This window comes from Streptomyces sp. DSM 15324 (assembly GCF_001514285.1).
Classification (GTDB): Bacteria; Actinomycetota; Actinomycetes; order Streptomycetales; family Streptomycetaceae; genus Streptomyces.
On sequence record NZ_KQ949029.1, the window covers coordinates 41,805 to 60,923 of the forward strand.

A 19,119-nucleotide genomic window follows, 5' to 3' on the forward strand; every position below is an offset into this window, starting at 1 on the left:
CGAAGAGCGGGTAGGGGTCCGCTCGGTGTTCCTTCACCCCGCGTGCGCGGGGGTCGTGTCCCTTGACGTGGTGTAGGCGATCAATCGTCGGTCGTGTTGGTGGTGTTGGGGAGTGCGGGGGCGCTTTCGCCGGGCTCGGTGGGGTAGATCTGGTCCATGCTGCCTTCGGGCAGGTAGCGGCGGGGAAAGGCGATCCACTCGTCGTGCATCTCGAAGAGCACGGCGGTGACCAGCCGAAGCAGCGAGTCGTCGTTGGGGAAGACCTGGACGACATCGACGCGGCGTTTGATCTCGCGGTTGATCCGCTCCAGCGGGTTCGTGGACTGAATCTTCTTCCAGTGCCGTTCCGGGAAGGCGGCGAAGGCGGTGAGGTCGTCCTTGGCGTCCAGGAGCATCTGTTTGACCTGGGGAAACTGTGCGCTGAGCATGTCGGCGACCGTGTCGAGCTGGTTGCGGACGGCGTCCTGGTCGGGCTGGGCGAAGATGGTGCGGATGGTCGCGGCGACCATTTCCGCGGCGTCCTTGGGGATCACTCCGAAGACATTGCGCAGGAAGTGAACCCGGCAGCGCTGGTAGGCCGCGCCGATCATGACCTTGCGGATCGCCTTGACCAGGCCCGAGTGGTGATCGCCGAGCACGAGCCGGACACCGCCCAGGCCGCGTTCGCGCAGGTGACGCAGGAACTGGGTCCAGAACACCTCGGTCTCGCTGTCGCCGACCATCACTCCCAGCACCTCGCGGCCGCCGTCCTCGGTGATGCCGGTGGCGATCACCACGGCCCGCGAGACGATCTGGTGCGCGACCCGTGCCTTGCAGTAGGTCGCATCGAGGTAGACGTAGGGGAAACGGGTGTGATCCAGGGGCCGGCCGCGGAACGCGGTCAGCTGGGTGTCCAGGTCCGCGCAGATCCGTGAGACCTCGCTCTTGGAGATCCCGCTGTCTGCTCCCAGCGCCTTGACCAGGTCGTCGACCGAGCGGGTGGACACCCCATGGACGTACGCCTCCATGATGACGGCGAACAGAGCCTGGTCGATGCGGCGGCGACGCTCCAGCAGGCTCGGGAAGAAGCTGCCCGAGCGCAGCTTGGGTATGGCCAGGTCCAGGTCACCGGCCTGAGTGGTCAGCGTCTTGTCGCGGTGCCCGTTGCGCAGCGCGGTGCGTGTCTCGGTGTGCTCGTTCCACTCCGCGCCGATCCTCGACGTCGCCTCGGCCTCGATCAGCTCCTGCAGCATCCGCTCGGCCACGGACCGGACGAGTTCGAGTCCGTCCGCCGAACGCAGTGACTCCAGCAGCCGAAGTAAGTCATGCTGGGACAGGGCCATCATGCACCTCCTAGTTGAACTGGCCGTTCACCAGGGAGAGTTGCATGGTGGCCCGCCTGCCGGGCAGGGAGCGGAATCCCCATCGACACACGCCCCGGGGCGTACGCCCCAACGTTGATCGGCTACACCACGAAGCGGGACGCCATCTGCGCGGGCGACGATCTGGTTCGGGGAGCCGAAGAAGGAACAGGCCCGCGCAGCCGTCGGCGCAACGCAGATAACCTGCGCGGATGAAGCGGATTCAGCGGGCCGCAGGCGTGGTCGTCGGCTCAGCGGTGGGTGACGCCCTGGGCGCCCCCTTCGAGTTCGGTCCCCAGGGCACGTTCTCCGCGCGGTTTCCCGCTCCCGGCGCCGGTGGCGAGATGTGCGGCGGTGGTGGCTGGGACCCTGGCGAGGCAACCGACGACACGCAGATGGCCGTCCTGGTCGCGGAGTCGCTGCTGGAGCGGGGCGGACTCGATCTGCCGGACATCTTCGCCCGCTTCCAGCGCTGGGCAGCATCGGACCCCAAGGACATCGGCCTGCAGACCGAAGACGTCCTGACCAACGGCATGCCCTGGGACCTCGCCGCCGCTATCCATTTCCAGGTCAACCAACGAGCAGCGGGAAACGGCTCCTTGATGCGGGCATCGACCTCTGCGGTCCACTTCGCGGCCGCCGGCCAAGAAGCCACCCTGGACGCGGCCCGCCGTATCGCTGCCCTCACCCACGGGGATCGCGCGGCGTGGGAAGGCACCGCGATCTTCCACGAACTCATCCGCGTCACGCTCGAGAACATCGACCCCCTCACCGCGCTGCCGGACGTCCTGGCTCTCGTCCACCCCGACCACCGCGACCGCTACGACACCGTCCTCGCGCCCGACTGGCACCCCGGTCAGGCGACCGAGTTCAACGGTGCCGTCTGGCCCTGCCTGGGCTCCGCCGTCTGGGCCCTGCGCACCACGACCAGCTTCGAAGACGCGATACGCGCGGCAATCGACCTCGGCGGTGACACGGACACCGTCGCCGCGGTGACCGGAGGCCTCGCAGGGGCGTATTACGGACTGGATGCAATCCCCGCGCGCTGGACGCAGCCGCTGCATGTCCCCCTCCCAGGCTTCGAGGGCCGAGTGCTGCACCTGGCCGACCTGCTCCGCCTTGCACACCGCCTCGCAGAGGGGCTGTCGAGACAGGCGTGATAGCCCGCATAAATGGCGAGGCCTTCGTCTCGCGTCAGACGATGACTTCTCGTGCTCGTTCCGGCCCGCGCCGAGGACGGGTTCGAGTCGGCCGGCGCAGATGACGTCGACCGCGCCGACTCCTCGGCCAGCGCCGCGACGCGGGCGTCACCGTCCCGGAGCGCGCGCTGGGCGAACAGCATGCGCCACCGTCCCAGGTAGGTCAGCGGTGGCGCACCGGCCGCCTCCCGGAACCGCTCGGCGAAGGTCGTCCGAAACCGCCGAACGTGACAAGCCGATCCGGCGTCGGTTCCGCGTCTGCCTCGGGGGGCGAATTCCTCGGTGGGTGTGTAACGTTCGGCGCCCCGTCCGTCTTTGACGGCGCTGTGACCACGACGCCGGGTCACGGCGACCACCGAACAGAGACGGAAACTCCCCTGTGCCGCAGCAAGCGCCGCAGCCCCGCCCGCTGGATCATCACCGCACTGGCCGTCGTGGCCGTGGCCGTCGGCGTCTACCCCTTCCAGCCGTGGCGGGCGTTCACCACGGTCCGGTGGACGAGGCACCGCCGGCCGCCGTCGCCGCGGAGCGTCCGCTGAGCCGTACGTTCGTCTCGCACGGGCACGAGACCAGCGGCTCGGTGGCGGTTGCGGAGTCCGCGGACGGGGCGCGGACGCTGCGTCTGTCGGACCTGCGCACGTCCGCGGCCCAGCGCTGCCCGTATGGCTCAGCGACCAGCCTGTCCAGGGCGACGGCGGCAACCTCGACGACGGTGAGCACATCTACCTGGGCTCGCTGAAGGGCAACGCGGGCAACCAGAACCATGCGATCCCGGCGAGCGCCGGCCTCGGCAGGTTCTCCACGGTGACGATCTGGTGCGAACGCTTCAGCGTGTCCCCGGCTCGTCCGAACCGGACCGGGCGGCCTGACGGATGTCAGGACCGGTTCACGGCCGTCGCCAGTCCCGGAACGCGGTGAGCAACAGGCCCCGGGCTTTGTCGGAGATGGCTTCCGGGGTCAGCTCGCCCGTCGTGGCGATCGTCTGCCGGAACTGGTCCAGATACAGCTCGCACTTGGAGCACTCGGCCAGGTGTCCCACAAAGCGATGCTCGTCCTCCTCGGACAGGGCGCCGTCCAGAAAATCAGTCACCAACTCCACGAACTCGTCGCAGTTCACGCTTGCCCCCTCCCGACAGCGACCTCATGGGTTCCCGACAGATACCTCTCCAACTTGCCGCGCAACAAGGCTCTCGCCCGATGCAGCAGTACACGCTGGTTCCCGGGCGAAATCTCCAGCAGGGAGCACACCTCCTCGGAGCCGTACCCCTCGACGTCGCGCAACGTGATCACGGTGCGCAGGCGGGGCGGAAGCCCGTCTATCGCCTTCTCGATCACACCGCGGACCTCACCCCGCAGCACATGGCCCTCCGGAAAGTGCCAGGGGCGCGGCTCCTGCCCCACGGCCCAGTGCCCGGCATACGGCTCACCACGGCCGCGGAACCGTGCGGGATCCACCGTCGGGCCCTCCTCCTCCGCCAGAAGATCACCGAAGGGGACGGTCCTGCTCTCCTTCGTGCCGCGCGCCTTGGCGGTGTTCACCAGTATCCGGTAGACCCACGTCTTCAGACTCGAGCGTCCCTCGAAGTCGCCGATACCCTTGATGACCGCCAGCCAGGTGTCCTGGACGGCCTCCTCGGCGGACTCCCTCGTCGACACGAACGCCATCGCGACCCGCAGCATGCCACCGCTCCAACTGTCCAGCACCAGCGCGAAGGCCCGCTCGTCACCCTCACGCAATCGCTGTACCAGAACCTCGTCCGGGGGCAGTTCGAGTACGCCCGCCATCGTCTCTCCTCCTGGCTGTCAACGGGGAGCCTCAGCCTACGGGGTGACCAGAGGGCCATGCGTACCGGTCATGCCCGTCACCCGGCTTGAACGAGACAGCCCTGCGGATGCACCGAGCGCCTCGGTCGGGGACAGGCGGGACGCTCTCACCGAGGGGTGGACGCCGGCGAGGGCACCGACGGCAACGGTGGCGCGGGCCGGGACGGAGACCCTGCTGCTCCGGCACATCATCGAGGTCGATGTGCGCGGCGTCCTCGACCACGTCGCCGCGGTCCACCGCACCGCCGCCGAAGGCTCGGGCGTCACGGACAGGTCCCGCAACAGCGGCACCGGCGGCAGCGGCCTCGGCCTCGGCCTCGGCCTGGCGATCGCACGCAAACGCACCGAGGCACACGCGGGCACGCTGACCGCCACCAGCGCACCCGCCCACGGCACCGTGGTCACGGTACGGCTGCCCCGACAGCGGCACGGGTCCTCTACCCGGTCGGTGCCCGCAGCCAGGGCATCGGGTCCACGTACTGCCCGTCCAGGAGAACCTCGAAGTGCAGGTGGGGTCCCGTGGACAGGCCGGTAGAACCGACCCGGCCGACCGAGGAGCCCACCGACACCGACTGCCCCGGGGTCACCAGGACCACGGACAGGTGGCTGTAGGTCGTCTCCAGCCGTTTGCCCCCGATGGTTCCGTGGTGGATCACCACACGATTTCCATACGCCGGGGTCATTCCGGCGAACTCCACCCGGCCGGTGCGCGCGGCGGACACCAGCGCCCCTTGAGGCCCGCCGAAGTCCACTCCCGTGTGCAGCTTGGTCACTCCGGTGAGCGGATGTTCGCGTGTCCCGAAGGCCGAGGTGACGGTGAGGGTGCGAAGAGGAGGGGACATGAGCGCCGACGCGGTCGGGCCCTCGGTCGCTTCGGGGTTCTGCCGTACGAGCGACTCGTACTGCGCACGCCGCGCCTCGACCTCGTCGAGGACGTCACGGGCGGCGGCGGGAACCCGGCCCGCTCGGGCCACCGCGTCCGTACCCACGGTGTGAGCGGCGAGGGTCAGGTCGACGAGGTCCCCGTTGACGGTGCCACGGGTCCTGAGGGCGGTCATCTCGCGCACGAGCGAGCAGTCCTGCCGGCCCAGTGCCATGATCGCGTCCACCGGATCGCGCGGCGAGGCACGTCCGCTGCCGTCGTCGTCGCGGCCCCACTTCTTCCACTGGACGTCGGTGAAGCGTGCGATCCCCTGCGTCGACACGTTCGGAGTGTCCTCGTTCCACCCGGAGAGCTGATCGATCTGGGCGGCGAGGACCGCGGGCGTGACAACCGGACAGTCGCGGGTCGCCCTGCGCAGCCAGGGGACGTAGGAGCCGTTGACCTTGTCACTCACCATGTCCGTACCACTGGACCCGCTGGACGGCCCGGGCGACAGCTGATCGCTCCGCAGCGCCAGAAACGTCGACACTCCGGCCACCGCCACCAGACTCGGCATGATGACGAGCGCGAAGGGACCGGGCCCACGTCGCCGAGGACGTCGCTCGGCAGTTCCTTCCGTCACGCTCCGAGCGTAGTGATGAAACCCTGGGACCCCACAGGTCCTCGAAGCCAAGAACACTGCCCCAAAGGGCAGTTCCGGAGCTCACACGTGGTGTGGGCGTGGGTGCGGCCCAGGCTCCATGTCCGTGGGGACTCGGCTCATCACGAGAGCCCACGCAGGGAGACGTGCACGAAGGGGCAAGGCCTGAGGTTCAAGTGCCCGTCCGTAGTTGAGTATGCGTACTCACGGCCGGCCCGCCCCGCGCGGTGATCATTGATGCAGCGGCGCAGCCAGAGGCGCCGCTCACATCGACACCATCACGAGGAGAACTGACATGTCTCGACGCATCATCCTGGGCTCGGCCGCCGCACTCGTCATCGTGGGCGGCGCCGGAGCGTTCGCCGTGAGCTACGCCGGCGACCAGCCGCCCACCCTGAACCACAGCACCGCCCGTTACACGGCCCCGGCGGGAGACCGCAAGGGCTCCTTCACCTTCACCACCGACGTCAAGGCAGCCTCCGGCGTCAAGAGCCTCAAGGTACTGGCCTGGCCCGCCGACGGCCCCTTCGCCAAGACCCCGCTGACCGAGAAAGAGCTGGCCGCCGCGGAGTCGGCCACGTGCAAGCCCGCCGGTGAGGACACCGCCCACTGCACCTACAGGGTCACCGTGACCGCCGCCGAGGCCGCCGAGTCCGGGACCGGCCTCTGGCACGTCGCCACCCTCGCCACCGCGAAGAACGGCGACACCGCCTTCGCCGACAAGACCGCGACCTTCACCGTCGGCTGAACACCGCTGCGCGTCAGGCGGTGTTCCGGGCTGTCGTGCGGGGCCCAGGGGAACAGGGAACCGTCAGGCAGTCCGGTCTGCCCTCCAGGCTGCCCTCCTCGCCCTTGCCGCCGCAACGGCCGCCCCAGCAGCATCAGGGGTTTGATCCCTGGGTGTCCGCACAAGAGGAGACAGCCATGCACGCCGACCGGCAGCGACACGCCGCAGATCCCGATCGCGGCCGGGGGCTTCCCCAGCGTGTGGTCCAGCCCCCGGAAAGCGCGGGCCCCCAGCAGGCCGCCGCCCGGCTCGCGGGCGGCCTGTCGCCCGCCACCGCGCTGTCTCTCCAGCGGGCGATCGGCAACGCCGCGGTCGCCCGGCTGGTGGATCGGGAGCGCCATCAGCACAGTGCCGACTGCGGCCATGGCGCGACCGTGCAACGCAGCGTCGACGACCAGAGCGTGCAGCGCGACGCCCTGGAACGGGTGGATGCCGTGACGCGGGCCTCGGGCAGCCCGCTGCGGACGGACGTCAGGCGCCGGATGGAGAGCGACTACGGCGGCGAGGACTTCAGCGACGTCCGAGTCCACGTCGACCGCAGCTCGGCCGAGGCCGTCGGCGCCAGGGCGTACACCACGAAGACCCACCACATCGTCTTCCGCAGCGCGGCCGACATGGACGACCACACCATGCGCCACGAACTGCAGCACGTCCGCCAGCAGCGAGCGGGGGCTGTTCCCTCGGGCATCAGCGACCCCACCGACGCCTGGGAGCGCGACGCGGAGAGCACGGCCACCAAGCTGGGGCAGAGGCCGGCAGGCGTCCAGCGTTCCGTGGCCCCGGAGTTGAACCACACGTCCGCCCAGGGCGTCGCCGTCCAGCGGATGCCGTCGAGCGGCTCGCAAAGGGAGAGGAGACAACGCCCGAGCGTGTCGGAATGCCGGATCGAAGGACGCGGCAGCGGGTTCCGGGTGTGGGTCTCCAGGCCCTCGAGTCCGGCGCATTCTCCCCACGACGAGACCGGGCCGACGAGCAACAACTTCCTGAACCAGGAGTCGGCTATCGGGCACCAAGGGGGTGTCCGGTATGACAGGTCGGTCATCCAGTACCTAGGGGGGGTGATAACCGGCGAGACCGAAACGGCGAGCAACAACTACCTGAACCAAGGGGCGGCGATCCTCAACCAGGGGTATACCCAGTACCGATCGACGGTGACCCAGTACCTGGGGTCGGGTTCTCGGAGTAGAAGGAGGGTGGTACGCGGCGGGAACGCCCCGGCGACCAACAACTTCTCGAACTATGATTCGACTATCGGCACCCAAGGGTCAGAAATCCTGCACCAGGGTGCGGTTGTTCGGGTCCGGGGAGGCCGGGTTATCCCTGACCAAGGGAGGGTGAGCCACCCGGGTGGTCTGCATGTCATGGATTTGTCTCAGAGCACCATGAACAACCTTGGTACAGGGAATCTGCTCGCCGCTAACTACATCAGCCAGCGCCGCTCCGGCGACACCGACCGGGACCGGGGAACCAACTGGGAATTTCACTCCCCCACGGAAAATTTTCATGGTCGGATGCAGTACCACGGAAACACTTTCAACGCGGGCGACGGGTCCATCGTATTCGACGGCGGAGACACGGCCGGCGATTTCGAAAGGGTTGACCGTAGATCGGTTTTGACCATAGGAAATGACGTCGACACGGGCGGTGAGGATTTCAGACACAGAGGTGGAGGGGGTGTGTACAACGCAAACTTCATCGTCGGCAGTCGAATCACCGGAAGCACCTTCGACATGTTCGGCGACGAAGATTCCATCCGTGAAGGTGCCATATCCCCTCCAGCAATCCCGGACGAAGAATTCCGAACACAGAGGCCAACGGTCTTGAACTTCGAGGGCGACTTCACAGTGGAAGGGGACGCGTCGATGTTCATCGGGAACGTTTTCGACGCTGACAACTTCAGTGCGTGGAGCCGGCGGCAAGGAGGCCGTAGAGGCGAGCAAGGCGCCGACCATACTGAGGGCGGGTTTCCCGACTACACACGCGAAGATCTGTATATCGGCAACACATTCAGAATCCTCGGTGGCACCATCACCCTCTCCGGTGGCGTCTACTTGCACAACTCCTTCTCGGCGGACAGGATCATCATCCGAGGCAACGCAGTGTTCGTGGGCGGCAATACGTTCGACGGCGAGGTCGAAGTCGAGAATGCCGACCAGATGGCCCAGGAAATCTATGTCGGTCACATCGCCCACAGGCCTGCCGGCCGGGTCACTCCGCTCTGAAATCTGCGGGTGAAAGACCCGGTACCTGTCCGTGCCGGTCAGCGCAAGGCGTATCCCGAAGCCGTCGAGGCCGCGCATGCCGACGTCGCTGCTCTGACGGCCCGTGAACTCCCCAAGCGATGCCGGGTCACCGAGGGGCAGGCCGGCCGTCGGACGGCGCGGCTGGGGAGCCTGCCGGCCACCCTCGACGGGGGAGGGACGAAGTGGAAGCGCAAGGGGAAGCGCCCCTGGCGCAGACCGTGGCGCAGACTGTGGCGGCGGCGAGACCAGACAGCGCGCTTACAGCCGGCTGACCAGAGCTTCACATCGTGCGGCCAGGCTGGGCGCCATGCAGAATCTCACCTCTCGATCATTGCCCGGGTCCCCTCGCCTGCCTCGTCGTGCGGCACGGGGCGCCCTGCTCATCGCGGCCGCTGCGACGGCGATCGCCGTCCTGACCGCGTGCGGCGGCTCGGCCGGCACGGACGACGGCGGCAAGGCCGGTGGCGGCGATGTCGCTTCGCTGCCCTCGTCGGGAACCGCCGGCGGGTCGGCGACGGCCACCACCGACCCGGACGCCGGCCGTCCCCAGATACGGCTGGACAGCTCGCAGGACGACCGGAACCGCATGATGGCTGCCTGGGAGGCTTGCCTGAAGGAGAAGGGCGGCCCGAACGCGCTCCTGGAGTACAAGAAGAAGGACGGGAAAACCCCGGCGGGGACGGCGTGTCATTCAAAGCTCCCGCTCGACCCGCCGGAACTCGATCCGGCCAAGAACCCCCACTACAACGACGACGTGCGGGTCATGATCCAGTGCATGAACAGCAAGGGCATCAAGACCGAGGCGGCCCCCAACGGCGGTCCCGGCTGGGCGCTGGTGCACGGAAGCGACATGGGCCTGCCCACCTACGAACCGGCTGAACGGGCCTGCCTCCCCAAGGCATTCGGCGGCGGCAGCTGAGGGTGCCGCCCGACGGGTCAGGTCGGCAGGTGAAGCGCGAAGACCGTCCCGGTGCCCAGGGTGCTCGTCACGGTGACCTCACCCTTGTGGGCCTCGACGAGCTGGCGCACGATGGCCAGGCCCAGGCCGCTGCCGCCGGTCCGGCGGCTGCGTGACTGTTCGGCCCGCCAGAAGCGGTCGAACACCCGCGGCAGGTCCTCCGGGCCGATGCCGCTGCCCGTGTCGGCCACCTCGATCAGGACCGTCCCTCCGGTCCGTCGGGAGCGCAGGGTCACCTTGCCGCCGGGAGGGGTGTGCCGGACGGCATTGGACACCAGGTTGCCCACGACCTGACGCAGCCGCAGCGGGTCCGCGAACAACCAGGCGTCGCCTTCCGCACACACCTCCACGGCGACTCCCGCTGCCTGTGCCCGGCCGCCGTGCACGGTGGCGACGTGCTGCAGGATCGTGCTCGCCTCCAGGTACTCCTGGTGCAACTGGAGCGTGCCGGCGTCGGAAGCGGCCAGGTCCTGGAGGTCGTCGATGATGTGCTGGAGCAGCAGGGTCTCCTCCAACAGCGCGGCGGTCACGTCATCCTCGTCGGACAGCATGCCGTCCTGAGTCGCCTCCAGCCAGCCGCGGATGGTGGTGAGCGGGGTGCGCAGTTCGTGGGCGATGTCACTGACCATCGCCTTGCGCTGCGCCTCCATGCGTTCGCGGTACTCCGACAGGTCGTTGAAGGCCACCGTGAGGTGGCCGATCTCGTCGTCGGTGGTCACGGGAACGGGGGCGTGCCCCCGTCCCTGCTGCCGGGCCGCGTCGGTGAGCGCGCGCAGCGGTCTCACCAGACGCAGGCCGACCACGACCGTCACGGCCGTGGTCAGCGCCAGGACCAGCGCGGTGACGCCCACGATCCGCATGGTGTTTTCTCGGGAGAAGGTGAAACCGGACACCGCTGCCGAGCCGGTCGACTCACTGACGAACAGCCGCGCCGCGGGTGCGACGTAGGGGGCGAGTTGTTCGCGTCGGCTGGTGTCGACGCAGTTCTGCGCGGCCGTGCCGGACGCGCTGTCTGCCAGGAGGGGACGCGTGGGCGCGAGGTCGAGTCCGAGTTTCACCGCGGGCAGACCCTGACGGTCCAGGCAGTTCTTGATCGATGCGTTGAGGCGGCCGAGCGCCTCGGCCTCGGCCGGTGTGGGGGCGTTGACGGCGGCCAGCGGGCAGGTGATCGCGCCCTTTTTCCAGTCGTCGCTGCTTCCGGATATCTCGATCCTCGGGTGACCGCCGGGGAGATGGGTCAGCCTGGCCGTGAAGGGCAGCCCGCGCAGGCATCGCAGGGCCTTCTGCGCCGCGGCGAGGAGTTCCTGGCGCTGCCCGGCCGGCAACCGGAACGGTCCGAGCGCCTGGGGGTAGATGCGGTCCGCGGGGGTGGCGGGGATCAGGGCCGGGTCGGCCTGGAGCGGGTCGATGACCGCGAGCGCCTGGGACGCCGTCGAGGACGCACCGGGTGAGGAGTCGGCGAATGTCCGGCCGTCAGCGTCCTGGACGGTGCGCAGGATGATGCGGCGATCCGTCCGGCGGGCGAGGGCCGCAACCGTCCGGTCGACCCCGTCCCACCGCGGGTGGGTCGCGGCGTAGTCCATCAACGTCTTGTAGACGGTGAGGTCGTCGCGCAGTGCCTGCCCGCTCTGCTGGCGGATCGTACTGGCCGTCGTCTGCACCGCGAGCCAGGCGGTGGCCGAGAGCGCGCAGACCGCGATGAGCAACGAGGCGCCCAGCAGCCTGGTCAGAAGGCTCTTGCGCAGCGGGACACCGGCCGTGGCGGCGTCAGGCCTCACCGGTATTCCTTCGGCTCGTCACCAGGGGCCTCGGATGGGTCCGATCCTGCTGAGCCATCGGTCAGCTTGTATCCGACGCCGAAGACGGTCACCAGATGGACGGGCCGTGCCGGGTCGGGTTCGAGCTTCTTGCGCAGATTGAGGATGTGCACGTCGACCGTGCGCTCCGTGACGTAGGTGTCGGTTCCCCGGGTGTGCGTGAGCAGTTGGCGACGGGTGAAGACGCGCTCGGGCGCCGCCGCCATGAACGCGAGCACCTTGAACTCGCCCGCGGTCAGCTCCACCCGCCGCCCGCCGAGGGCGACGACATGGCGCGCCGGATCCACGACGAGGGCGCCGACCCGCAGGACGCGATCATGCGCGGGCTGCTCCGGGACCTCGGCGGGCCGGGCCCGGCGCAGGAGGGTGCGTATGCGCGCCATGAGCTCCCGGGCACTGTACGGCTTGGTCATGTAGTCGTCGGCGCCCAGTTCGAGACCGAGGAGGAGGTCCTCCTCGGTGGTGCGGGCCGTGAGCATCAGGACCGGGAGGTCTGACTCCCGGCGTAGCACGCGGCAGACCTGCAGGCCGTCCGTCCCGGGCATCATCACGTCCAGGACCAGCAGGTCGGGGCGGCGCCGACGAGCTTCCTCGATCGCCGCGCGTCCGTCGTGCACGACGACGGTCGTGTGGCCGTCGTGCTCGAGATAGCGGCGAATGACCGTCGCCTGCCTGATGTCGTCCTCGGCTATCAGAATATGTGCGCTCACGCCGGTGACCCTAGGACACCCTCGGGACCTCGAACACGCTCTTGATGGCAACCTGACAGGAGCTTCATATCGCTCGACCACGATGGAGAGGCGGTCCTCACCGGCGCCCTCGTCGCCGCGATCAAGGCATGGCAGACCCACGTCGGCATGCTCCCCACCGGCGTTCTGGGCCCGGGCGACGTAGCGGTCACCCACAGCTCGGTGCGGGTCGCCTCGGTGCAGGCACAGGCGGGTGACCCGGCCACCACGGCCCTGATGTCGGTCACCGGCACGCGCAAGTCCGTGACGGTGCCCGTCGACGCGACCGAGGTCGGCTCGATCAACCAGGGCGACCGGGTGACCGTCACCCTGCCGGACAACTCGACCGTGCACGGCAGCGTCACGGCCATCAGCACGGTGGTGCAGTCGGGGGACGCCGGGGACAGCGGAAGCGACGCGGGGACCACACGAGTGGCCGTCGGCGTCGCGCTGGACAACACCGAGGCGGTGCGCCACCTGACCTCCGCGCCCGTGCAGGTGCAGTTCAGCACCCGCACCCGCAAGGGGGTCCTCGCGGTACCGGTCGGTGCGCTGCTGGCGCTGAGCGGGGGCGGTTACGCCGTCCAGATCCCCGGCGGCCCGCTGGTGCCGGTGAGGACGGGGCTGTTCGCCAAGGGCCAGGTGGAGATCAGCGGGGCGGACATCAGCCCCGGCACCGAAGTGGTGACGACGTCATGACCGTCCCTGTCGACGACGCCGCCGTCGGAGAGGGCACGCTCATGCCCCACAGCCCCCGGCCCGTACTGGCGGTCCGGGACGCGACCATGCTGTATCCGGGCGGAGTCAGGGCCCTCGACGACGTCTCGCTGACCGTCCTGAGCGGCGAACTGCTGGCCATCGTGGGACCGTCCGGGTCCGGCAAGTCCACACTGCTCAACATCATGGGCACCCTGGACCGGCCGACCAGCGGCACCGTGGAGATCGGCGGCCAGGACGTCACGGCCTACTCCGACCGGCGGCTGTCCGCGCTGCGCGGCCGATGGCTCGGCTTCGTCTTCCAGCAGTTCCACCTCACCGACGGACTGTCAGCCGCCGAGAACGTGGCCACCGGCCTGCTCTACGCCGGGGTGCCGCGCCGCCGGCGCCGTCCGCTCGCCCTGGAGGCGCTGGCCCGGGTCGGTCTGGCTCACCGCGCCGATCACCTGCCCAACCATCTGTCCGGAGGCGAGAAGCAGCGCGTCGCCCTCGCCCGCGCAGTGGTGCACAACCCTGCCCTGATCCTCGCCGACGAGCCGACCGGTGCACTGGACACCGCCAACGGCCACGCCGTACTGGACCTGCTGACCGCACTCAACCATGAGGGCGCCACCATCGCGGTCATCACCCACGACAAGGACATCGCCATGCAACTTCCCCGCCAGGTGGAGATACGCGACGGCCGACTCGTCGCCGACACCCACGAGGGCGGCCGGCCATGACCACCGACGTCACGACGCGACCGACTGTCGCGGAACTGAACAGCTCCCCGGTACGGATGAACCCGCTGGACGTCCTCGGCCTCGGACTGCTCGGTGTCCGCACGCGCACGATGCGGGCCGCGCTGTCGGCGCTCGGCATCTCCATCGGCATCGCCACCATGCTCGTAGTCACCGGCATTCCGGCCTCCAGCCAGCGGGCGTTGCTGAACCAACTCACCGCACTCGGCACCAACATGCTCCGGGTGCAGCCGGTCCCCGGACAGCAGCCGCCGGTCCTGCTGCCGCCCGAGTCGGTGGACATGGCCGCCCGCATCGGCCCGGTCACGATCGCCAGTGCCGTCGCCAACACGCATGCCACCGTTCATCGCTCCGACCGGATCGATCCGGACGACTACGCAGGCCTCACCGTCCTGGCGAGCAAGTCCAACCTGCTGTCAGCCATCAACGCCACCGTCGGTTCCGGCTCGTTCCTCACGCCGGGCATCCAGAAGTTCCCCACCGCGGTCCTCGGCTCGGTCGCCGCAACGCGCCTGGGCATCGAGCCCTTGACCCCCGGGCAGCCGAATCCGCAAATCTTCGTCAACGACCGCTGGTTCACCGTCGTCGGCATCCTCGCCACGACACCGCTGTCCCCGGACATCGACCGGTCCGTTCTGGTCGGCTGGGACGCCGCACGCACCGAGCTGCACTTCGACGGACATCCCACGGTCATCTACGTCAAGGCTCGCGAGAACGCGATCGACGCAGTCCGAAGCGTCCTGCCCGCCACGGTCTACCCCCAACTCCCCGGCATGGCGCAGGTCAGCCGCCCCTCCGACGCCCTGGCCGCGAAACGGGCCGCGCAGGCCAACTTCTCCGCCCTGTTTCTCGGCCTCGCCGGAGTCGCCCTGCTCGTCGGCGGCATCGGAGTGGCCAACACCATGGTCATCTCCGTCCTCGAACGCCGCCGGGAGATCGGCCTGCGACGCGCCCTGGGTGCCAGCCGCGGCCAGATCCGCAACCAGTTCCTGACCGAATCGGTCATCCTGTCCGGGGCAGGCGGACTGGCGGGCGTCGTGCTCGGCGTCCTGGTGACCATCGGCTACGTCACCTACCAGGACTGGCCCGTGGTCATCCCGCTCGCCTCGGTGGCCGAAGGCTTCGGCGGGGCCGTCGCGGTCGGCGTGATCGCGGGCGTCTACCCCTCCGTCAAGGCATCCCTTCTCACCCCCAACGAGGCCCTCGCGTCGGCCTGAGACCCGCGTCGGGCCCTCTTCGACGAGTTGAGACGGGCCACCGGGGGGTGGCCGGACATGACCGAGCACGGCTGGGACCGCGCGCGTGGCCGTTCGAACGCTCCACGGCCGCCCCGCGGCGCGGGTATCCCCCGCGGCTGCCGTCACCGAACGGCCCGCAGCCCGGCTCCCATGCCGGTGTCCACCACCAACCGGTTGAGCGTCACCACGCAGTTCCGGGCGTCGCCGGATGCCGAGTTTGCTTGCCTCCTGCCGTCGTGGACGTGCCGTGGTCACGTCGCGCGCCTCGTGGTTCTCCACGATGGTCCGTGTGCGGCAGGAGCAGAAATGTAACGCCGTCGGCCAGTCATGACTCTGTAAGACAGGCCACACAGAAGCATGGGGGCAAAGTGAGCAGTATATCGGGAATTTCGAGTACCGGTTCGGCCGGGACCACGGGCAAGGAACCGGGGGGTTCCGGGTACCGGATCGGCGTCGTGGTCCACGCGCGGGACCCCATCTCCGCGGCGGGGGCGGTCAGTCAGCTGCGGCAGCATCCGGTGATCGACCTTCGTGACGAGGCCCGGCCCGGGGCCGGGGCCGTGGCAGTGCTGATCGAGGAGAGACCGGACGAGACGACCTTCGCGCGGCTGCGCCGACTCGTGCGCGCAGAGGGCGCCCACACCGTCCTCGTGGTGAGCGCACTTCGGGAGAGTGAACTCCTCGCGGTCATCGAGTGCGGTGTCGGAGCCGTCGTCTGGCGTCACGAGGCGACCGCGCAGCGGCTGTTACAGGCCGTCATCGCCGCATCGCGCGGCGACGGCGACCTGCCCGCCGATCTGCTCGGCCGGCTGATGAGTCAGGTGGGAACGCTCCAGCGCTGCGCCGCGGGAAACACCGGCGCCCCCGTGACGGGGCTGACGGCACGCGAGGCGGACGTTCTGCGGCTGGTCGCCGATGGACTGGACACGACGGAGATCGCCGCCAAGCTCGCGTACTCCGAACGTACCGTCAAGAACGTGCTGCACGGGCTGACCACCCGTCTCCACCTGCGCAACCGGGCACATGCCGTGGCGTACGCCCTGCGCGAGGGTTTCATCTGACCGCGAGGGCAGCGACGCACGGCCGCCCGGACACTCCGCTCCACCCCGGCACCGTCCCTTCCGTGCCTGGGCACCTGGTGCGCGGACGCGGAGAATCGGACGCACACGCCCGTTCGGCGGACTCGACAAAGCGGCATGGCGGTACCTGAGCCAGGAACGGGGGACGACGATGATCCACGAGGTGGACGAAGTCATCGAAGGGCTTCTCAAAGGGGGCGCGCTGGCCGGTTCCGGCGTCGACGTCTCCTTCGAGGCCCCGACCCGCGACTGGGCCGCCCGACGCAACACCACTGCGGTCAACGCCTACTTGTACGACATCCGTGAGGACGTGCGACGGCGGCACCGTGGCTCGGCCCCGGTCGAGGACGCCCGCGGCATCGTGCTGAAACGGCGCCAGCCGCCGCGCTGGTTCCGGCTGTCGTACCTCGTCACGGCCTGGACGAAGCAGCCCAAGGACGAACACCGACTGCTTTCCGCAGTGTTGGCGACGCTACTCCCCCGTGAGCTCATTGCGGTCGACGAACTCCCGGGCGCGCTCGGTGCGTTGGGTTTGTCGATGCCCCTCACGGTCGCCGGTCTCCAGACCGAGGCACGGTCGCTGGCGGAGATCTGGTCCGCGCTCGGCGGTGAACTCAAGCCGTCCCTGGATCTGGTGGTGACCGCGCCGTTCCCGGCCTACCCCGAGTACGACGTCGGGCCGCCGGCCACGCAGGGCGCCGCCTTCCGGGTACGCGCGGTCGACGGCAGCGCGGAGAACTCGCCGGAGCGGCGGCACCGCCCGCGCCAGGTGGCGCAGGCCGCGGCGGCCAGGGCGGCCGCACGTGGTCTGCCGGGCGAACACGGGTCGACCGCGACGGCGGCCGACCACCCGGATGCGGACCCGGTACGCAAATGACCCCGCACACCTCCGCGCTCTCCGAAGACGCGCCGCCGTATTCCTGCGACCCCGTACCGGACGTCTCCCGCGCGCTGCTCGCCCGGCTGGACCTGGTCCGTGAACGGGCCGCCCTGCTGGTGGAGCGGCGCAGCGCCACCGACCCCGCCGCGGACGACCCACTGCGTGGCCTGTACCTCACCGAGGACGCGGTACGGCATCTGCTGGGCCGCGCGGACGCGGAGCCGGCCGACACCCGGGGTGTGGCGGAGCCTGTGGACCCGATGGCACCCGCCGCCACGCCGGCGGGCGGCGACCGGCTGGCACTGCTCGTGGAGCGGCACGCGCTCACCGAACTGGACACCGCCCTGCTCCTGATTGCCCTGGCGCCCGATGTCGACCGCGTCTTCGAGGCGCTGTACGGATACCTGAACGACGATGTGAGCCGCCGCCGAGCCACCACCGGACTCGCTCTCGACGTGTGCGGGGCACCCGTGCACCTGGCGTGGGCGCGGGCCAGGTTCCATCCGTCGGCCCCGCTGTGCGCGCTCGGACTCGTCGAGGTCGAGGAACCGGAACGGCCCTTCCTCAGCCGGACGCTGCGTGTCCCCGACCGCCTCGTGGCTCATCTCCTGGGCGACGACACCCCGGACGCCGCCCTCACCGCGCACCTGCGCCCGCTCGAAGAACCCTCGGGCCCCTACGACGAGGAGTTCACGAACCGACTCGCCGCGCGCCTGAGCGCCGCTCCACTCGTCGCCTACCTGCGCGAACACCGCCCGGGCGACGGACCGGCCCTCGCCGCGGCCGCGCTGGGCGCGGCGGGACTCGACGCGCTGCACGTCAGCGCCTCCGGCGGAGTGCCGCTCCCGGAGCTGCTCCGTGAGGCCCTGCTGCGCGGCTGCGCGCTCGTCGTGTCCCGGCTCCCCGACGATCCGGCCCCACTGATCCGGGAGTTGACCACCCCCGACATCCCGGTGCTGTTCGTCGGTGAGCGGCCCTACGATCCCCAGTGGTGCGACCGTGACCCGCTGGTTCTGGAGGTGCCGCGCCGCTCGGCGGGGGCCGGGGCCGAGTGGTCGGCCGCGCTCGGCGGGCCACCGGCGTTCGAGCTGGCGGCGGCCGTGGCGCCGTACCGTCTCGGCGCCGACGGGATCGCCCGGGTCGCGCGAGCCGCACGGGAACTCGCCGCGTTCGACGGCACCCCCATGACCGCCGCCCACCTGCGGCTCGCCGCCCGCCAGCGGTCCGCGTCCGGTCTGGAGCGGCACGCCCGCCGGATCAGGCCCGACGTCGGCTGGGCGGACCTCGTCCTGCCGGACCAGCCGCTGGCCCAGCTGCGTGAACTGGCCCTGCGCGCCCGGCACCGCGACCGGGTCCTCGGCGACTGGCGGCTCAGCGCGGGCGGCGGGCGGGGCCGCGGCGTGCTGGGGCTCTTCGCCGGCGAGTCCGGCACCGGAAAGACGCTGTCGGCCGAGGTCGTCGCCGCCGAACTGGGCCTCGACCTGTACGTCGTCCAGCTCTCCTCGACCGTGGACAAGTACGTGGGCGAGACCGAGAAGAACCTGGAGCGGATCTTCACCGAGGCCGACCGCACCGACGCCGTCCTGCTGTTCGACGAGGCCGACGCCGTCTTCGGCCGACGCTCCGAAGTCAAGGACTCGCACGACCGCTACGCCAACATGGAGAGCGCCTATCTGCTGCAACGCCTGGAGTCGTTCGACGGTATCGCGCTGCTAACCACCAATCTGCGGGCCAACATCGACGAGGCGTTCACCCGGAGACTGGACCTGGTGGTCGACTTCCCGTTCCCCGACGCGCGGCAGCGGCTGGCGCTGTGGCGGCACAGCCTGGCCGGGGTGCCGTGTGCGGCGGACGCCGACCCGGGCGGGTGCGCCCGCGACTTCGAACTGTCCGGCGGGTCGATCCGCAGCGCCGTCGTCACCGCGGCCTACGCCGCCGTCGGCCGCGGCGAACCGGTCACCACGGCCGACCTGCTGGAGGGGGCCCGCCGCGAGTACCGCAAGGCGGGCCGCCTGGTGCCGGGCGAGGGCGGCTGGTAGCGGACGC

Annotated in this window: 19 protein-coding genes; 13 read left to right on the plus strand and 6 right to left on the minus strand. The window is 69.8% G+C overall.

Translation table 11 applies throughout. The features are described from left to right. Nucleotides 1–80: 80 nt before the first annotated feature. Nucleotides 81–1,322, minus strand: a complete 1,242-nt coding sequence (locus AQJ58_RS22255; RefSeq protein ID WP_067252728.1) for an IS256 family transposase — start codon at nucleotides 1,320–1,322, stop codon at nucleotides 81–83. 230 nt (nucleotides 1,323–1,552) lie between these two features. Here AQJ58_RS22255 and AQJ58_RS22260 point away from each other — a divergent pair, with 230 nt between their 5' ends. The 3 genes from AQJ58_RS22260 to AQJ58_RS45675 all read left to right on the plus strand — a co-directional run bounded on the left by AQJ58_RS22260 (nucleotide 1,553) and on the right by AQJ58_RS45675 (nucleotide 3,457). Continuing rightward, on the plus strand, nucleotides 1,553–2,500 hold the full coding sequence (locus tag AQJ58_RS22260; protein WP_067252729.1) for an ADP-ribosylglycohydrolase family protein: 948 nt from the start codon (nucleotides 1,553–1,555) through the stop codon (nucleotides 2,498–2,500). Between the two features lie 365 nt (nucleotides 2,501–2,865). After that, entirely contained in the window at nucleotides 2,866–3,078 is a 213-nt protein-coding gene (locus tag AQJ58_RS45670) for a hypothetical protein (RefSeq protein WP_324613816.1), read from the plus strand. 115 nt (nucleotides 3,079–3,193) lie between these two features. After that, complete coding sequence (locus AQJ58_RS45675; RefSeq protein ID WP_324613815.1) at nucleotides 3,194–3,457, plus strand: DM13 domain-containing protein; 264 nt, start codon at nucleotides 3,194–3,196, stop codon at nucleotides 3,455–3,457. Here the strand turns inward: AQJ58_RS45675 and AQJ58_RS22270 are convergent. Further along, complete coding sequence (locus AQJ58_RS22270; RefSeq protein WP_067252732.1) at nucleotides 3,426–3,656, minus strand: anti-sigma factor family protein; 231 nt, start codon at nucleotides 3,654–3,656, stop codon at nucleotides 3,426–3,428. The two genes, AQJ58_RS45675 and AQJ58_RS22270, sit on opposite strands and share 32 nt — an antisense overlap. After that, nucleotides 3,653–4,324 (minus strand): RNA polymerase sigma factor, encoded by a 672-nt coding sequence (locus AQJ58_RS22275; protein ID WP_067252734.1) that lies wholly within the window; start codon nucleotides 4,322–4,324, stop codon nucleotides 3,653–3,655. Before AQJ58_RS22275 ends, AQJ58_RS22270 begins: the two co-directional genes overlap by 4 nt. Before the next feature lie 70 nt (nucleotides 4,325–4,394). Between AQJ58_RS22275 and AQJ58_RS45680 the strand changes: the two genes are divergently transcribed. Continuing rightward, a complete protein-coding gene (locus AQJ58_RS45680) occupies nucleotides 4,395–4,898 on the plus strand; it encodes an ATP-binding protein (RefSeq protein ID WP_324613801.1) in 504 nt (167 codons plus the stop codon). Here the strand turns inward: AQJ58_RS45680 and AQJ58_RS22280 are convergent. After that, on the minus strand, nucleotides 4,801–5,802 hold the full coding sequence (locus AQJ58_RS22280) for a peptidoglycan DD-metalloendopeptidase family protein (RefSeq protein WP_079079108.1): 1,002 nt from the start codon (nucleotides 5,800–5,802) through the stop codon (nucleotides 4,801–4,803). The genes AQJ58_RS45680 and AQJ58_RS22280 overlap by 98 nt on opposite strands. Nucleotides 5,803–6,181: 379 nt before the next feature. On the opposite strand from AQJ58_RS22280, the gene AQJ58_RS22285 reads away from it, so the two are divergent. The 3 genes from AQJ58_RS22285 to AQJ58_RS22295 all read left to right on the plus strand — a co-directional run bounded on the left by AQJ58_RS22285 (nucleotide 6,182) and on the right by AQJ58_RS22295 (nucleotide 9,835). After that, complete coding sequence (locus AQJ58_RS22285) at nucleotides 6,182–6,634, plus strand: DUF5707 domain-containing protein (protein ID WP_199844650.1); 453 nt, start codon at nucleotides 6,182–6,184, stop codon at nucleotides 6,632–6,634. A 176-nt stretch (nucleotides 6,635–6,810) separates the two neighbouring features. Further along, a complete protein-coding gene (locus AQJ58_RS22290; RefSeq protein WP_067252736.1) occupies nucleotides 6,811–8,895 on the plus strand; it encodes an eCIS core domain-containing protein in 2,085 nt (694 codons plus the stop codon). A gap of 328 nt (nucleotides 8,896–9,223) precedes the next feature. Next, a complete protein-coding gene (locus AQJ58_RS22295; RefSeq protein ID WP_159056291.1) occupies nucleotides 9,224–9,835 on the plus strand; it encodes a hypothetical protein in 612 nt (203 codons plus the stop codon). Between the two features lie 17 nt (nucleotides 9,836–9,852). On the opposite strand, the gene AQJ58_RS22300 is transcribed toward AQJ58_RS22295, so the two are convergent. Both AQJ58_RS22300 and AQJ58_RS22305 read right to left on the minus strand, forming a co-directional pair. Continuing rightward, nucleotides 9,853–11,652: a sensor histidine kinase gene (locus tag AQJ58_RS22300; protein WP_067252740.1), complete on the minus strand. Its 1,800-nt coding sequence runs from the start codon at nucleotides 11,650–11,652 to the stop codon at nucleotides 9,853–9,855. Continuing rightward, nucleotides 11,649–12,401, minus strand: a complete 753-nt coding sequence (locus AQJ58_RS22305; protein ID WP_067252741.1) for a response regulator transcription factor — start codon at nucleotides 12,399–12,401, stop codon at nucleotides 11,649–11,651. The genes AQJ58_RS22300 and AQJ58_RS22305 overlap by 4 nt, the downstream gene beginning before the upstream one ends. Before the next feature lie 147 nt (nucleotides 12,402–12,548). Here AQJ58_RS22305 and AQJ58_RS22310 point away from each other — a divergent pair, with 147 nt between their 5' ends. From AQJ58_RS22310 to AQJ58_RS22335, 6 genes are all read left to right on the plus strand, one after another. Beyond that, complete coding sequence (locus AQJ58_RS22310; RefSeq protein ID WP_067252743.1) at nucleotides 12,549–13,118, plus strand: efflux RND transporter periplasmic adaptor subunit; 570 nt, start codon at nucleotides 12,549–12,551, stop codon at nucleotides 13,116–13,118. A 41-nt stretch (nucleotides 13,119–13,159) separates the two neighbouring features. Next, complete coding sequence (locus AQJ58_RS22315) at nucleotides 13,160–13,858, plus strand: ABC transporter ATP-binding protein (RefSeq protein WP_067253375.1); 699 nt, start codon at nucleotides 13,160–13,162, stop codon at nucleotides 13,856–13,858. Further along, nucleotides 13,855–15,093, plus strand: a complete 1,239-nt coding sequence (locus AQJ58_RS22320) for an ABC transporter permease (protein WP_067252745.1) — start codon at nucleotides 13,855–13,857, stop codon at nucleotides 15,091–15,093. The genes AQJ58_RS22315 and AQJ58_RS22320 overlap by 4 nt, the downstream gene beginning before the upstream one ends. 407 nt (nucleotides 15,094–15,500) lie before the next feature. Next, nucleotides 15,501–16,175, plus strand: a complete 675-nt coding sequence (locus tag AQJ58_RS22325; protein WP_107122132.1) for a helix-turn-helix transcriptional regulator — start codon at nucleotides 15,501–15,503, stop codon at nucleotides 16,173–16,175. Nucleotides 16,176–16,344: 169 nt separating this feature from the next. Continuing rightward, nucleotides 16,345–17,070 (plus strand): Pvc16 family protein, encoded by a 726-nt coding sequence (locus AQJ58_RS22330; RefSeq protein ID WP_067252749.1) that lies wholly within the window; start codon nucleotides 16,345–16,347, stop codon nucleotides 17,068–17,070. Continuing rightward, nucleotides 17,067–19,112 carry an ATP-binding protein gene (locus tag AQJ58_RS22335; protein WP_067252751.1) on the plus strand — a complete coding sequence of 682 codons (2,046 nt, stop codon included), beginning with the start codon at nucleotides 17,067–17,069 and terminating at the stop codon, nucleotides 19,110–19,112. Before AQJ58_RS22330 ends, AQJ58_RS22335 begins: the two co-directional genes overlap by 4 nt. The last annotated feature ends 7 nt before the right edge of the window (nucleotides 19,113–19,119 follow it).